At 57.4% G+C, this 14,748-nt stretch carries 16 protein-coding genes; 5 read left to right on the forward strand and 11 right to left on the reverse strand.

What is annotated here, in order from left to right; translation table 11 throughout:
* Positions 1 to 36: 36 nt before the first annotated feature.
* Together FCL49_RS07440 and FCL49_RS07445 are read right to left on the reverse strand one after the other, a co-directional pair.
* On the reverse strand, positions 37 to 669 hold the full coding sequence (locus FCL49_RS07440; protein WP_174353018.1) for an FMN-binding negative transcriptional regulator: 633 nt from the start codon (positions 667 to 669) through the stop codon (positions 37 to 39).
* 64 nt (positions 670 to 733) lie between these two features.
* Positions 734 to 2,155 carry an MFS transporter gene (locus FCL49_RS07445; RefSeq protein WP_174353019.1) on the reverse strand — a complete coding sequence of 474 codons (1,422 nt, stop codon included), beginning with the start codon at positions 2,153 to 2,155 and terminating at the stop codon, positions 734 to 736.
* Positions 2,156 to 2,255: 100 nt separating this feature from the next.
* Here FCL49_RS07445 and FCL49_RS07450 point away from each other — a divergent pair, with 100 nt between their 5' ends.
* The gene (locus FCL49_RS07450; protein ID WP_174353020.1) at positions 2,256 to 3,092 is read left to right on the forward strand and encodes a helix-turn-helix transcriptional regulator; all 837 of its coding nucleotides are present in this window, start codon (positions 2,256 to 2,258) and stop codon (positions 3,090 to 3,092) included.
* 47 nt (positions 3,093 to 3,139) lie between these two features.
* Here FCL49_RS07450 and FCL49_RS07455 read toward each other — a convergent pair whose 3' ends face one another.
* Entirely contained in the window at positions 3,140 to 4,054 is a 915-nt protein-coding gene (locus FCL49_RS07455; RefSeq protein WP_174353021.1) for a DMT family transporter, read from the reverse strand.
* Positions 4,055 to 4,190: 136 nt separating this feature from the next.
* Between FCL49_RS07455 and FCL49_RS07460 the strand changes: the two genes are divergently transcribed.
* Complete coding sequence (locus FCL49_RS07460; protein ID WP_012005895.1) at positions 4,191 to 4,625, forward strand: Lrp/AsnC family transcriptional regulator; 435 nt, start codon at positions 4,191 to 4,193, stop codon at positions 4,623 to 4,625.
* Here the strand turns inward: FCL49_RS07460 and dinG are convergent, their stop codons facing one another.
* From dinG to FCL49_RS07480, 4 genes are all read right to left on the reverse strand, one after another.
* Positions 4,626 to 6,824: an ATP-dependent DNA helicase DinG gene (gene dinG, locus FCL49_RS07465; RefSeq protein WP_174353022.1), complete on the reverse strand. Its 2,199-nt coding sequence runs from the start codon at positions 6,822 to 6,824 to the stop codon at positions 4,626 to 4,628.
* A 14-nt stretch (positions 6,825 to 6,838) separates the two neighbouring features.
* A complete protein-coding gene (locus FCL49_RS07470; protein ID WP_174353023.1) occupies positions 6,839 to 7,273 on the reverse strand; it encodes a tautomerase family protein in 435 nt (144 codons plus the stop codon).
* Between the two features lie 4 nt (positions 7,274 to 7,277).
* Positions 7,278 to 7,595: a carboxymuconolactone decarboxylase family protein gene (locus tag FCL49_RS07475; protein ID WP_174353484.1), complete on the reverse strand. Its 318-nt coding sequence runs from the start codon at positions 7,593 to 7,595 to the stop codon at positions 7,278 to 7,280.
* A 130-nt stretch (positions 7,596 to 7,725) separates the two neighbouring features.
* A complete protein-coding gene (locus tag FCL49_RS07480; protein WP_174353024.1) occupies positions 7,726 to 8,376 on the reverse strand; it encodes a glutathione S-transferase family protein in 651 nt (216 codons plus the stop codon).
* A 243-nt stretch (positions 8,377 to 8,619) separates the two neighbouring features.
* On the opposite strand from FCL49_RS07480, the gene ompC reads away from it, so the two are divergent.
* From ompC to FCL49_RS07495, 3 genes are all read left to right on the forward strand, one after another.
* Positions 8,620 to 9,717: a porin OmpC gene (ompC, locus tag FCL49_RS07485; RefSeq protein WP_174353025.1), complete on the forward strand. Its 1,098-nt coding sequence runs from the start codon at positions 8,620 to 8,622 to the stop codon at positions 9,715 to 9,717.
* A gap of 190 nt (positions 9,718 to 9,907) precedes the next feature.
* Positions 9,908 to 10,747: a GNAT family N-acetyltransferase gene (locus FCL49_RS07490; protein ID WP_174353026.1), complete on the forward strand. Its 840-nt coding sequence runs from the start codon at positions 9,908 to 9,910 to the stop codon at positions 10,745 to 10,747.
* Between the two features lie 32 nt (positions 10,748 to 10,779).
* A complete protein-coding gene (locus FCL49_RS07495; RefSeq protein WP_174353027.1) occupies positions 10,780 to 11,610 on the forward strand; it encodes a 5'-nucleotidase, lipoprotein e(P4) family in 831 nt (276 codons plus the stop codon).
* A gap of 44 nt (positions 11,611 to 11,654) precedes the next feature.
* Here FCL49_RS07495 and FCL49_RS07500 read toward each other — a convergent pair whose 3' ends face one another.
* From FCL49_RS07500 to FCL49_RS07515, 4 genes are all read right to left on the reverse strand, one after another.
* The gene (locus tag FCL49_RS07500; RefSeq protein ID WP_174353028.1) at positions 11,655 to 12,104 is read right to left on the reverse strand and encodes a GNAT family N-acetyltransferase; all 450 of its coding nucleotides are present in this window, start codon (positions 12,102 to 12,104) and stop codon (positions 11,655 to 11,657) included.
* Positions 12,104 to 12,622, reverse strand: a complete 519-nt coding sequence (locus tag FCL49_RS07505; protein ID WP_174353029.1) for a GNAT family N-acetyltransferase — start codon at positions 12,620 to 12,622, stop codon at positions 12,104 to 12,106. The genes FCL49_RS07500 and FCL49_RS07505 overlap by 1 nt, the downstream gene beginning before the upstream one ends.
* A gap of 2 nt (positions 12,623 to 12,624) precedes the next feature.
* On the reverse strand, positions 12,625 to 13,194 hold the full coding sequence (locus FCL49_RS07510) for a helix-turn-helix domain-containing protein (protein WP_174353485.1): 570 nt from the start codon (positions 13,192 to 13,194) through the stop codon (positions 12,625 to 12,627).
* Between the two features lie 97 nt (positions 13,195 to 13,291).
* Positions 13,292 to 14,746: an MFS transporter gene (locus tag FCL49_RS07515; protein WP_174353030.1), complete on the reverse strand. Its 1,455-nt coding sequence runs from the start codon at positions 14,744 to 14,746 to the stop codon at positions 13,292 to 13,294.
* Between the last annotated feature and the right edge of the window lie 2 nt (positions 14,747 to 14,748).

Consider the following 14,748-nt stretch of genomic DNA (forward strand, 5'->3'; position numbering starts at 1 on the left):
CTGCTTTCCCCTGATTCAGTCTGGAGTCAGCATACCTTATCCACGCCGCCGCTCAACCTCATCTGCCAGTTGCTGCTGGTCAGCATCACCGCTACGTAGCGCGGCGATCACCCCTTCGACGTCTTCGGCGTTGCGGTTCTGGCTCATCTTCCATTTGCCTTCACGGTGAGTCACAGCGATCTCGATACCGACAATGCCCCTGATCTGCGCAGCGATATAATTGGTCGGCGCATCGTCGATATGCCAGGGTTCCGGCTGGCGGCCTTCCTGCAACGCCGTCAGCCCGTCCAGCTGTTGTCGCAACCAGCCCGCGTTCTCCGTTACCCGGGGCACCCCGCGCAGTTGCACCACGCTGTAATTCCAGGTCGGCACCACCTTGCCGGTCTGACGCTTGGTTTCATACCAGCCCGGCGAGATATAGCCCTCCGGCCCCTGAAACACCACCAGACATTCCTGCACGGTCTGCAGCAAGGACCCATGGGGATTGGCGCGGGACAGGTGCGCCCGCAACACCATGTTGCCCTGCTCATCGACGTCAATCAAAAACGGCAGCGGGTCCGCTACCAGTCCCTGTTCACCGTGGCTGATTAACATGCCCAGCGGGTGGGCACGTACCAGAGCAATTTGACTTTCCAGGCGGTCATCGCGAAATGAGGCGGGTTGGTACATGGCGTTAAGCATCCTTCAGCGTTATCGGGGGAGATGAATAGCAATAGCACTCGCCACAGCTTTACTAAAGATCCACTTTGCGCTGGTGTTGGATGATCCACCTCAGCAGCCCCAGGGCAACGGCCATCGCCAGCAGGTTGTAAACCATGGCCCCGGCAAACGCCCGCCCATAACCCTCTGCGCCCGCACCGCCTGCCAACAAGGGAACAAAAAACGCGCCGCTGGCGGCAATTCCCAACGCCCCACCCACCTGCTGCACGGTGGAAATCACCCCGGCCGCCATCCCTGCCTGCTGTTCTTTTGCCAGTCCGAGCACCAGGTTAAGCAGCGGCGTCATACTCAGTGCCTGACCAAAGCCCAGAATCACCAGGCCCGGCAACAGCCACAGTGGCTGAACCAGCGCCGCGCCCCACTGCACCTGCGCCACCAGCAATGCCATCCCGGTGGCGTAAATCACCACGCCAAGCGCCAGCACGCCATTGCCCCAGCGTTGTACCAGCGTCGGTGCCAGCAGGGAAGCCAGCATAAAAGCCACGCTGGCAGGCGCAAACAGACTACCGGCCTGAAACGGCGTCAGGCCAATGCCCGCCTGCAACAGCAGGGCAAAACACAGAAAGAACGAAGAGGCGGTCGAGTAAATCGCCAGCACCACCATCACGCCCGGGGCAAAACTCCCCTGCCGCAACAGCGCCGGATCAAGCACCGCATCCCCCGCACGCTGCGCCAAGCGCCGTTCCCAGCGGATAAAGGCCCACAGCACCGCTACGCCCAGCGCCAGCGCGGGCAACACCCACCAGGGCCAGCCACGCGACGGCCCTTCCAGCAGCGGAAGCAGCAGCAACAACAGCCCGCTTGCCGCCAACAGCAGGCCAACACCATCCAGCCGCTGCGCCTGTTCGAGGCGGGATTCGGGAATACGCCGCGCCGCCAGCATGGCCAGCGCCCCCACCGGCAGATTGATCAGAAAAATCATTCGCCAACCGCTGTCGAAGATATTGGCTTCGATAATAAAGCCACCGAAAATCTGACCAAAAATCGCTGCCAGCCCCAGCGTCATACCCAGCCAGGCAAAGGCCCGCCGCCGCTGGTGCGGGCTGTACAACACGCGCAGCAACGCATAGATCTGCGGGAACAACAGCGCCGCCGTCGCCCCCTGCAAAAAGCGCGCTACGATCAACATGCTCAGAGAGGTTGCCATGCCACACAGCGCCGACGTCAGCGTAAAACCCAACATGCCGAGACTAAACATGCGACGGCGCCCAAAGCGATCGCCCAACCGCCCACCGGCAATCAGTAACACGCCGAATGCCAGCTCATAACCGGCAATAATCAGCCCGATGCCGGCAAAGTCGGCGGTGAACTGCTGCTGGATCACCGGCGCCGCCACGTTCACCACAAACAGGTCGAACACCGTGACAAAGCCGCCCAGCAATAACACCGGCAAACCGGGAAGACGACGAGCTCCACTAGCTAATGACTGTTCCATAAATGCCTCCAAAGATTGGGATGGCGGCAGTATGGAACATGTCCTAAACTGTTACTATATAGCCAGTTATACTATTACTAATAGCAACAGGACAGCCACTATGCCGCCGCGCACCCTCAACCGAACCCGTCAGGATCTGGCGGATTTTCTGCGTCAAAAGCGTGAGAAGTTATCACCGCAGGCGGTAGGTCTGCCGAGCGGCACCCGGCGCAGAACGCCGGGGCTGCGGCGTGAAGAAGTGGCCGCCCTGGCAGGCGTCGGCCTCACCTGGTACACCTGGCTGGAACAGGGCAGGGAAATTAACGCCTCGGTGGATTTTCTGGAGAATCTGGCTCGGGTGCTGAAGCTGGACGCGACCGGGCGCTACCATCTGTTTTTGCTGGCGCATCAGCGCCCGCCGGTAGCGGTCGGTCATCAGTGGTGTCAGGTTTCACCGCTGGTGCGCCGCCTGCTGGACGATCTGCAACTGCGTCCGGCTTATGTCATGAACCTGAGCTGGGACATCATCGCCTGGAACCCGGCGGCGGACCGGCTGTTCGCCATCGGCGATCGCCCGGCGGAGCAGCGCAATATGCTGTGGATGCTGTTCGCCGACCCACAACTCAATCAGCGATTGGTAGAGTGGCAAGCGCAGGCACCCCAGGTGCTCGCCAGCTTTCGCCGCGACTACGCCCGCGCCCCGGAAGACGCTACCATGCAGCAACGGGTGCAGGCATTGGAGCAGGTATCACCGCAGTTCCGCCAACTGTGGCAACAGCATGATATTCACGGTCGTTGCCAGGGGCAGCGTACTTTCAAGGTGCCGGGAGTCGGCCAGGTGACTTTTGAACATGCGTCATTCATTGTCGATGAGGAAAATCATTTACGCCTGGTGATGTACAGCGCGCTGGCACAAAGTCCGGCCAGCGCGGCGTTTGAGGCGTCATTGCAGGAGTAAGGCTATTTACGGCTGTTAAAAATCAGCTTGCAAGCCAGCCCAGAAAATCACTGTTCGGGGGCCTGCTTGCCGCCTGGGGCAGCCGTTAGCCGTACGCGGCACTCACCCAGCAGGTTCATGCCCGCAGCCGCCAGCAGGATGATGGCCGCACCGGCAAATTGCAGCGCCACCAACCGATGTCCAAACGCCAGCCGATCCACCAGCATGGCGGCAATCGGATAAATAAACGACAGCGAGCCGATCAGGTTGGTCGGCAGCTTTTGGATCGCGCCGTACAGCAACACGTACATGAACCCGGTATGCAATACCCCGAGCGTCAGCAGTATGCCCCATTGCCCGGCATTGGCTGATGCATGGAAATCCACCAGCGGCAGCAGCATCACCACGCCGACCGTCACCTGGATCAACGCAATCAGATGCGGCGGCGTTCCTTTCAGTCGTTTGGCGGCCAGCGCCATCAGGGCATAGAAAAAAGCCGCCCCCAACGCCAGCAGAATACCGATCAGGTAGTTGTTCTGTCCGCCCGCCTGCTTCGGCTGCGCCAACACCACCAGCATCATGCCGATAAACGCCAGCACCAGCCATAACAGCTTGCGGGCAGTCAGTTTCTCACCGAGGAACAACGCCCCCAGCGCCACCAGCATAAAGGGTTGGGTGTTGTAGACCGCCGTAGCGATGGAGATCGACGCATAGGAATAAGCGGCAAACAGCAGCAGCCAGTTGACCACCAGCGCAATGCCGCCGGCTATCGCCACCAATAGCGTGGTGCGAGTCAGACTGTCACGCCGCAGTTGGCCCAGCGCCGCACAAATTGCCAGCAATACCAGCGCCCCCACCGCACAGCGCCAGAACACCACGTTCACTACCGATTGGCCGGACATCAGCACAAACCAACCAATGGTGCCGGAAATCAGCATCGCGGCCATCATCTCCAGCGAGCCGCGTTTTATCTCTGCGTTCATCGTTATTTCCTCAGGGTAAGCCAATACGCTTAGCTTGCGACTTTCCCGCACCGGTTTCCATGGCATAAAACAGGCCAACATGCTTAACTGCCTTTTTATTTAAGGCATAAGACGTAATTAACCTAATGGAGAGTTTATGGATGATATCGACCGCCAAATCCTGACCCTGCTGGCCGAGGACGCACGGGTGTCGCTGAAAACGCTCAGCGCCAGAGCCGGGTTGTCTTCACCCAGTACTTCAGAACGCCTGCGACGGCTGGAAGAGAATGGCGTGATCCAGGGTTACACCCTGAACGTCAATTTACAGGCATTGGGCTACGCTTTTCAGTCGCTGGTACGCATCAAACCGCTGCCGGGCATGCTCAAGAAGGTCGAACAGCTGATCCAGGATATCCCGGAGGTGATTGAATGTGACAAGGTGACCGGTGAGGACTGTTTTATCGTGCGGCTGGTGGCGCACTCGATGGAACAACTCGACCAGATCCTCGATCGGCTGGCCGAGCGCGCGCAGAGCAACACTTCCATCGTCAAAACCACGCCGGTGAAGCGCCGCCTGCCCCCGCTGCTTTGATTAACGCGTACGTCGGCGGGCGAACGGATTTTTACGCTTTTTGTCTTTTTTTTCCGCCGCAGCGGCAGATTTGATGGCGGCCAGGTGCGCCTTGTCGGCCTCCGGCACATCCCGCTGTTCGATAGGAAATACCGGCAGTGACGCCAGCAAGCGCGAACCGTAGTTTTTAGTCAGCAGGCGGCGATCGTAAATCACGATCTCACCGTGGCACTCATTACTGCGGATCAGTCGCCCCACCTGCTGGATCAGGTTGAACGAAGCGCTTGGCAGGCTCTGCACTTCAAACGGATAACGCTTCAGCGATTTTAGCCATTCGCCCTCGGTCAGGATCACCGGGCTGTCGATCGGCGGGAAGGCAATTTTGTGAATATGCACCTGAGTCAGCAGTTCACCTTTCAGATCCAGCCCTTCGGCAAACGACTGCAGGCCGATTAACACGCTGGCCGTGCCTTTTTCGACCCGTTTACGGTGTTCTTCCACCAGCCGATAGCGCGGTTGATCGCCCTGTACCAGCAGCATCAGGCGCAGGTCGGTCACATAGCTAAGGAAGGTCTGCATCGCCCGATGGCTGCTGAACAGGATCAGCATCCCCTTGTGCTTGCCAGTGGCCTGCTCGGCACGGAAAAAGCGCGCCATCTCTTCCAGATGTTCGGCCTCATTGGCCATCGCCGGCTCAAAGCGCATATTCGGAATAACAATCTTGCCCTGTTCCACATGATTGAAGGGGGAAGACAGGGATTCGAAGCGATCGCCGGCCTTTTCACTTAATCCGCTCATTTCTTGCAGGCGCGAAAAGCTGTTCAGCGAGCGCAGCGTCGCCGAGGTGATCACCACGTGCGGCACCTTGCGCCACAGCAGTTTTTCCAACTGATCGCTGACGCGAATGCCCACACAATGCAGGTACAGATGGGTAACGTTATCGCGCAGATCCCGCGTGACCCATTTGGAGATCGGTGCATTGGAAGACTTGTCCAGCGCGGCCAGCCGCCACAGTTTACTCATCGCCTCCAGATAACCCAGGGTGCGGCTCATCTGAATGATGGAACGGTGCAGCCGCACAATGTCGTGCTTGCCGGTCTGTTCGCTGAGGTCATTGACGATAAACTCCGCCACCCCACGCAAGGCGTCGGTCAACTTGAATAATCGTGCGCAGGTTTCTACCATCTCCGTTGGCAGTTCCCCCATTTCAAATCGATGTTCGGCGATGATCGTATCGGTCGGCAAATAGGCGCTGACCTGATGCTCGAAGATTTGGATCAGTTCGCGCAGTTCTTCGCAGTGGTTCTTCAAACGTTCGCCATTCGCCAACCCCGGCGGGCTTTTCGGCCGGTATTGCGTCATGCACTGCTCAACCTGGCGCACGATCATGTCCAACTGCAAATTGGTCGACAAGGCGGTGATTTCGCCTTCTATCTCCAGCGCGTCACGCGCTACTTCCGGCAGATGATGCCCTTCGTCCAGCACCAGCAACAGCTCTTTCGGGTTCGGCAGTACCGACTCGGTTTCCAGCGCCGCCATCACCAACGCATGGTTAGCCACCACCACGTCGGCGGTTTCAATCTCTTTACGGGCGATATAAAACGGGCATTCACGAATGTAATGGCAGTTACGGCCCAGGCAGTTGGCTTTATCGGTGCTCAGCTTGATCCACAGCGGATCGTCGATCGACAGTTGATAATGGTCGCGCAGCCCGTCCCACTCATGGCGGTCAAGCGCCTTGCTCAGCTTTTGGCACAGCGCCTGTTCTTCACCGCTAGAAGGCGCCAGCTCGTCGCCCAGAAACAGCATCAGGTCACCCTGCTCGCTGACGTCAGTGCAGAGCGCCGCCAGGTTACGCGGGCAAACATAGCGCCCGCGGCCAAAGGCACCGGTAAATTTCAGATCGGGAATGATCTTCTTCAGCAGGGGTAAATCTTTGCTGTAGATCTGATCCTGCAGCGCCACGTTGGCGGTGCTGACCACCAGCGGCTTGCTTTCGGCGCGGCCAACGGCGATCCCCGGGATCAGGTACGACAAGGTTTTGCCCACGCCGGTGGGTGCCTCAATCGCCAGGTGGCGTGGGTAATCACCGGCCAGCGTTTTTGCCACTTCGGCGATCATCTGCCGTTGCGGTGCACGGGAAATAAAATCCGGTATTTGCTGCTGCAGGGCTTTGTACCACTGGCCAATCTGATCTTTAACTGCGGGGGAGAGCGCCATTCAACTCTATATCTCTACGAAATGATGGCGCTATTGTCCCACAGACCGTCGGCCGCGTCAGCCTGGCCTTCGATCATTGAGGCGCGACCCGCACTGAACGACCACTCGTCCAACTGAGTTGTGGTGATCACCACCATCACATCTTGCGGCCGTAACTGCAGATTTTCCCCCAGCAGCTCCGCCAACCGCTGATAAAAACGCTGTTTGGTCAGGGTATCGCGCGGACGACCAGCGGTAATGTAAAACAGCACAAAATCCGCCGAACGCGGGCCGCCCAGATAGTCACGATCGTAAATCAGCTCTCCTGGACGATATTGATCGATGGCCTGGAATTTATCGGCCGGCGGTACGCTGAAGGTTTCTACCAACGCCTGATGCAGGCTGTCTGACAGGGTTTTCAGGTATTGCGCAGATTTCCCCTGATGCAAAGCAATGCGGCTGAATGGCATGAGGCTACTCCTGTTTCAGTTCGCGCAAGCGCGTTACGGCACAAGCAGCCGCAGGCCAGCCGGCATAGAACGCCAGATGAGTGATCAACTCGGCAAGCTGTTCGACGTTCACGCCATTGCGCTGGGCCAGTTGCAGATGAAACGGCAATTGCTCCACGCGGTTAAGCGCCACCAGCGCCGCCACGGTGATCAGGCTGCGCTCACGCGGGGTGAGTATCGGCCGCTGCCAGACGTCGTCGAATAATACGCTGTCACTGAGCTGCGCCAGTTTGGGGGCTATGTCGCCGAACGCCTGCTGGCCGGCCTGTTGGGAAGGTTGCATCATTTTCTCCTGTCGATTTACCGATAGCCCCACGCTACCCGCAAACACAGCTGGCGAAAATCGGGATTTTTAACACTAAAGGTTCAGAAAAACAGGATGGTTTCCCCCACTCCCCTGCAAATGACAAGCCTTACTCCAGCGGCGCCACATGATCAAAATGCGCCTGGAACAAGGCGTTAAATTCGGCGCGTTGCTCAACCTTTTGGGAGATAGCGTGCAGCTTGGGACAATGCTGTTGGAACCAGGCCTGTCCCGGCCGCCAATGACACATTACCGCCACATAGAGATCCAGCGCGCTGAAGGTCTTGCCGAGGAACCAGGGCCCGGCATCGCTGGCAGCGGCCAATTGCAACAGTAGCCGCTGACGATAACCCAACACTTCGGCAGCCAATTGTTCAGACCCAGACTCTTTCGGCACCCATTTTTCAGGATGATCGGCATAGGTAAAGGTGGGGTAAATCTCGGCGTTGATGAACAACAACCAGCGTAAAAAGCGTGGCAACAATGCCGATCCGCTATGGGGTGCCAGCTCGGCGTGTGGCGCGCGATCGTGCAGCAACAGAACAATTGCCGCGCTTTCCGTCATTACTTCGCCATTCGGCAGGATCAGAGTAGGCACCTGCCCCAGCGGGTTCAGCTCCAGCAGGCGCTCGCGTTCAGGCCCATCCAGCTGATAGTCCACTTCCTCGTAGCCCCAGGGAAAACCGGTCAGCTCCAGCGCGGCGGCAACAATGGTGGATCCGCAACCACGGGTACCCAGTAACGTATAAGTCTCACGCATGATTCCTCCAAAAACCAAGGAACAGTAACGCTAACTGTAGACCAGCCACAGACAGTTGTATGAAGAAGAAATTCACTCTTTACGCAACTTTTTTAATCGTTCGACATGGAAATGAATATTTTGTCATAAATAGATCACATAACTACGGTAAAAAACCTGCGCTGCAAACAAAACGGGCGGCACAGTGAAGCAGCAGTACAACTGATGATAAGCGTCTTTCAATCGAATAAAGCAGGGTAAATCATGAAACGTAATCTTCTGGCCGTTATTATTCCGGCACTTTTAATTGCGCAGACAGCACAGGCAGCGGAAATCTACAATAAAGACGGCAATAAACTTGATTTTTACGGCCGCGTTAAAGCAATGCACTATTTCTCTGACGATGCCGGTAATGATGGCGATAAAACCTATGTGCGTATCGGTTTTAAAGGCGCTACACAAATTAACGATATGCTGACTGGCTATGGCCAGTGGGAATATCAGATTGCTGCCAACCATGCTGAGGCTGACGGCACCAAAGATACCAAAACCCGTTTGGGCTTTGCTGGTCTGAAATATAAAGATATCGGTTCATTCGACTACGGCCGCAACTACGGTATTATCTATGACGTCGGTGCCTGGACGGATATGCTGCCAGAGTTCGGTGATGATGCTTACGTCAAGACCGACAACTTTATGAATGGCCGTACCAACGGCGTGGCAACCTACCGTAACAACGACTTCTTCGGTCTGGTTGATGGCCTGAAGTTCGCTGTACAGTACCAGGGCAAAAACGAAAACGACGGCCGTTCTGGCAGCAAAGCGAACGGCGACGGTTGGGGCCTGTCTTCCAGCTATGAAATCATCGACGGCCTGAGCGTCGGTGCTGCTTACGCTTCTTCCAACCGTACTGCCGGCCAAAAAGCAGGCACCTTCGGTAAGGGCGATAAAGCGGATATCTGGGCCGGCGGCCTGAAATACGACAACAAAGAAGTTTATCTGGCAGCGACCTACTCGCAAAGCCGTAATATCGCGCCTATTTCCGGCACTGCAACCATTAATAATACCTCTACCTCTGTTAGCGGCTTTGCCAATAAAGCAGAAGGTCTGGAATTGGTTGCGCAATACCAGTTCGACTTCGGCCTGCGTCCATCGCTGGGTTATGTTCAGCAGAAAGGTAAAGATATTGAAGGCATCGGCGACGCCGACCTGGTGAAATATATCGATATCGGTACTTACTACTATTTCAACAAGAACATGTCGACCTATGTTGATTATAAAATCAACCAACTCGACAGCAACAATAAGTTGGGTCTGAAAGATGACAACGTCATCGCCGTCGCCCTGACCTACCAGTTCTGATGTGATGAATAACCACCACTGCAAACTTAGCTCCACTTGATATCCAGAATGACTTCGCCGGGCGGCAACGCCCGGCTTTTTCATTTGATGCTCTGGCCGCCCTTCACCTCTCATCACCGCATCAGGAAACTTGCCTTACAAAACAAACGGGTCTACATCTATATGTTGCGCAAATCAACCTGGATGACCTATGCCAAACACCTCCCCATTCGAATACCACTCAGCATTGCGCTACAGCAGTGACCAGCTGGCGCAGATCCTTTGCCACTGTTTTGAAAACTACATTGTGCGTTTCGTCATTGACGGTGACACCTTCGCCCGTCGCTTCGGTGCCGAAGACCTCAGCCTGAATGACAGCATTATTGTCACGCATCAACAGCAACCGGTAGCACTGGCGCTGATTAGCCGCCGTGGCTTGCACAGCCGGGTGGCGGCGCTGTCGATCCGGCCGGAAATGCGCGGTAAGGGATTGGGTAAAGCCCTGATGCAGCGGATTGTCGCCGATGCGCGTGAGCGCGGCGATCGCCAGTTGTCGCTGGAGGTGATTGAAGGCAATGACCCCGCCATTGCGCTGTATCATCAGGCTGGGTTGCGCATCGTGGGCACCCTCACCGGCCATCTGGCAGGCGAGCAGACGGCTGGCGACACTGTGACGCTGCAGGAAATTGATCCGCTGTTCGTTTCCCACCGCCTGATTGCCGAAGGGGCCACCAGCCAGCCCTGGCTGATCGCCCCGGAAACGCTGTTCAAGCTGCCCGGCAAACCCCATGCCTTTGCCCTTGAACAGCACCAGGCCTATGCGGTGGTGCAGGTTGGCGCGGATAAGTGTTTTTTACGCATGATTTACGTGCCGCCACAACACCGTAACCAGGGCCATGCAAGGGCCATGCTGGCCGCACTGCAGACGCGTTTCTCACCGTTGCCGCTGGTGACCAACGTCTACGTTCCCGAAGTGGCTGCCCCCTTCTTCGCTCGGCTCGGCTGGCAACAGGACGCGATGCGCCAGTTCGAGATGACAATAACCCTGTAAATCTACAATAACCACCAGAGAGCTATCCCTTTATGGCAGGAATAAATAAGCAGAAAATCACCCTTGGCGCGGCCATCGGCATTGCGCTACTGGCCCTGACCGGTTGCGCGCAGCCGCCAAAAACCGACCTGCAAGCCCAGCAACGCCTGGCAGATCAGTCAGTGCTGGCCCTGAACTGGTTCCAGCAGTCCGGGGAGTATCAGGCGCTGTCACACCAGGCGTTCAACAGCGCCAAACTGGCCTTTGATCAGGCCAAAGCCACGCCGGGCAAGAAGAAAGCGGTGGTGGTAGATCTGGACGAAACCATGCTGGACAACAGTCCTTATTCCGGCTGGCAGGCAAAGCAGGGCCAACCTTTCGCCGCTGCCACCTGGGCCAAATGGTCGCAGGCAGAGCAAGCCGGTGCGGTACCGGGTGCCGTGCAATTTGCCCGTTACGTCAACAGCCATCAGGGCACCATGTTCTACGTTTCCAACCGCAAGCAGTCTGAATACGCCGCCACGGTGGCCAATATGCAGAAACTGGGCTTTACCGGCATGTCGGAAAAAACCGTACTGCTCAGCGGTGACACCTCCAACAAACAGCCCCGCTTCGACGCCATCAAAAACGCGGGCTACGATATTGTGGTGTACGCCGGTGACAACCTGAACGACTTCGGGGCAGCGACCTACCACAAGGATAATGCACAGCGCCGCGCATTTGTCGCCGACAACCAAAGCAAGTTCGGCACCCAATACATCGTGCTGCCGAACCCGCTGTACGGCGACTGGGAAAGTGGCATGGCGCAGGACTATAACAAGCTGACGCCGGAGCAAAAACTGCTGATACGCCAACAGGCTATCAAGGCCTGGAACGGGCAGTAAGAGGTTTGTTCACTGCCGCAAGAGGCCTCGCCCTTGCGGCAATATCACAGCATTTTTTCGAAGCATATCGCCTGGGGATTACCGCGATAACGGCCATAATTTTCACGCACCTGATAACCCTGCGCCAGATAGAATCCTACCGCACGCTGGTTCACCTGCCGCGTCTCAAGCCACAATTGACGATAGCCTTGCTGCCGTGCATGTTGTTCAAGCTCACGCAACAACTGCCCGCCTGCTCCATTACCCGCATCACGCACATACATACGTTTAACTTCCGCAATCCCTGCAGCCAACCAGCGGAAAGCACCGCAGCCCACCGCTTCACCGGCAGCATTGCGCACCAGCAGAAAACAGGCGTTGCTCGCCTGCATTTCGCTGAGGTCAAACGAGCTCGCACCGCTGTCGCCGGTGATCTCTGCCAATTTTCTGGATAACTCAGCCATCAGAACCAGGGCTTCCGGACTGCCGGCCTCAACGCGGGAGATAGTCAACATCACAGCAACTTATACATATAACTGGTGGCATCCAGCGCACTGCCGTTGCTGGCGAGGGCATATTGCGGAATGCTGCCCGCAAGTTGAAAGCCCAATTGGCGATACATACCTTCCGCCGTATCGCCGGTCAGGGTATCGAGCACCAATAAATGCCGCTGCAGCTCAAGTGCGCTTTGTTGCACCTGCAGCATCAGGCTGTGGGCAATACCGCGGCGGCGTGCGTCCGGGTGCACCATCAGTTTTACCACCTCCGCCCGGTGGCGGCCGTTTTCCGGCATTGCCAGCAACAACTGCACCGTCCCCACCAAACGCCCGGTATCGTATGCCACCAACAGCAACCTTTCTCCACGCTCAATCGCCGGTAACAGGCTGCGCCAGAACGTCTGCGCCTGCTCCAGTGTGAACGGCATGACAAAACCAATACTCGCGCCCTGGGCGACGCTAGCTTGCAACATTTCGGCCAGTTCAGGGATCGCGTTTTGTGCCGCTTCGGCATTCAGTTGCTGTATCTCAATCATGATTATGGCCTGCTGATAACGAGGGTGTAGTGGGCCGGCTCAGGGCCGGGGGCATGAAATTTTGAAGCGCCGAACAGCCGATAACGCAGGCAGTCACCCGGCTCAAGCTGGAAAGTTCGTCCCTCCAGCGTCAGTTCAAGTCGCCCTGCCAGCAGCCACAGATGGTGCTCGAGCGCATGCACCGAAGGCGTGTCATAGGCAATCACCGCCCCGGCCTCCAATGTGCATTCAATAAACTCGGCCTTATACAGGGCGGCAGGCGGTGAGACCGAACGGCGATGAAAACCGCTGGCGCGATCAACCCACACCGTCTGCTGTTCACGATGCAACAACTCCGGCGGCTCGTCCTCGACCTCGCTCAGCAACCGCGACATGGTCAACCCATAAGCCGAGCACAGCTTGTTTAACAGTGAAGCGGTCGGGCTGGTTTCAGCGCGTTCGACCCGTGACAACGTCGCCCGGCTGATGCCGGTTTGCTGCGCCAATTCCTCCAGCGACCAGCCCTGCTGCTGGCGTAAATCAGACAGTCGCTGTGCCAGTCTGAGATCGGCGCTTTCCAATCCGTTATCCATCATTGAGTCTCTGATACAAAAAATCCCATATGAGAGAAATAATCTCAAATACGGGATTCGTCAATCGGATTTTTAATTGGTGGTCACTTTTTCGCTGCTAGGACGACAGAGCCGACGAGTCTGGTACCAGCTTGTCGCTGTCGGCAACCGGTGGTGCGATTGCCGCACAGCGCCAGGCGCTGAACACCGCCAGCAGCGGCGCCAGTGCAAACAGCAGGAACAGCCAGCGCGCCGCAGAGGCCGCCCCCGCCGCCCCTCCCGGCACATTCAGCCCGGCCAGGTTGGCAATCATCCCGGCCAGTGCAGCACCAAAGGCAGTCGCAAACAGTTGCACCGTAGTGATTGAAGCCCCAGCAATATCTTTATCGGCCTCAGGCGAAACCTGCAGAATACGCGTCAACAGATGCGGCCAGCCGAAACCAATACCAAAACCCACAACCGTCAGGGCAATCACAATCGGCGTCAGCCCGGCCCAATGGCCGCCGGAAGGTATCGGCATCAGCAGGCCCAATGCCAGCAGCCCCACCAACACCAACAGCGGCCCGCTGACAATGGCCCGACGAATGCCTGCACTGCGCCAGCCGGAACTGAGGATTTCCGATAACGTCCACCCCGCCGCCATGGTGGCAGCGATATAGCCGGAAATCAGCGGAGACTGACCGTGTAGCGTTTGCAGGAAATAAGGCACGAAGATTTCACTGGTCATGCCCACCACCAACAGAGAGACGGTGATATACAACGAGGCCAGCGGCGAACCGCGGCGCAAGGCCCCCTTCGGCAGCAAGCGGGCACGGGAGTGCGCTTCACGCTGTATCAGCCAGGCCATCATCAGCACCGCCAACGCAATGCCGCCAAGATTGATCCACGCGCTGTCCGCCAGGCTGCCGGCGGACACCACCAGGACCGCCGTCGTCAACAACAGCAGCTGAGCCAACGGCAGTGGTGCCGCCTGTTGCTGCGGTTTGCCTTTCGGCAGGATCAGGAAGGTAAACCCGGCATACAGCACCATCACCGGCAACAGGATGCCAAAAGCCCAGCGCCAGGCGTTCAGTTCGGCAAAAATGCCGCCCACCGCCGGCCCCACCAAAGTCGCGATACCCCACATCGCTGAAATCAATGCCATCGCCCGCGGCCAAAGCTTTTGCTCAAAGACCAGATTGATCATGGCGTACGAAAGCGCGAAAATCAGCCCGCCACCGAAGCCCTGCACGGTTCGGCCAATCAGCATCACCGGCATTGACGGCGCCAGCGCGCACAGCATCGCCCCGGCAATAAAGAACAGTGACGCCACCACGTAGGCACTGCGAGCCCCGTAACCGCTGAGTAAACGAGCCGATAATGCCGAACCCAGAATTGACGCCACCACAAACAGCGTAGTATTCCAGGCATACAGACTCAGACCGCCAATATCCTGCACCACCGAGGGCAGAATGGTGGTGGCGACCAGAATATTGATGGCGTGCAGCGCTACGCCGAGTGAGAGCGCGATCGCACTGGCACCATTTTTACCGGAAAAGAGATCGGCCCAGCGGCTATCATCGTTGGTTATCACAG

Source organism: Serratia proteamaculans, assembly GCF_013337185.1.
GTDB classification, from domain to species: Bacteria; Pseudomonadota; Gammaproteobacteria; order Enterobacterales; family Enterobacteriaceae; genus Serratia; species Serratia proteamaculans_D.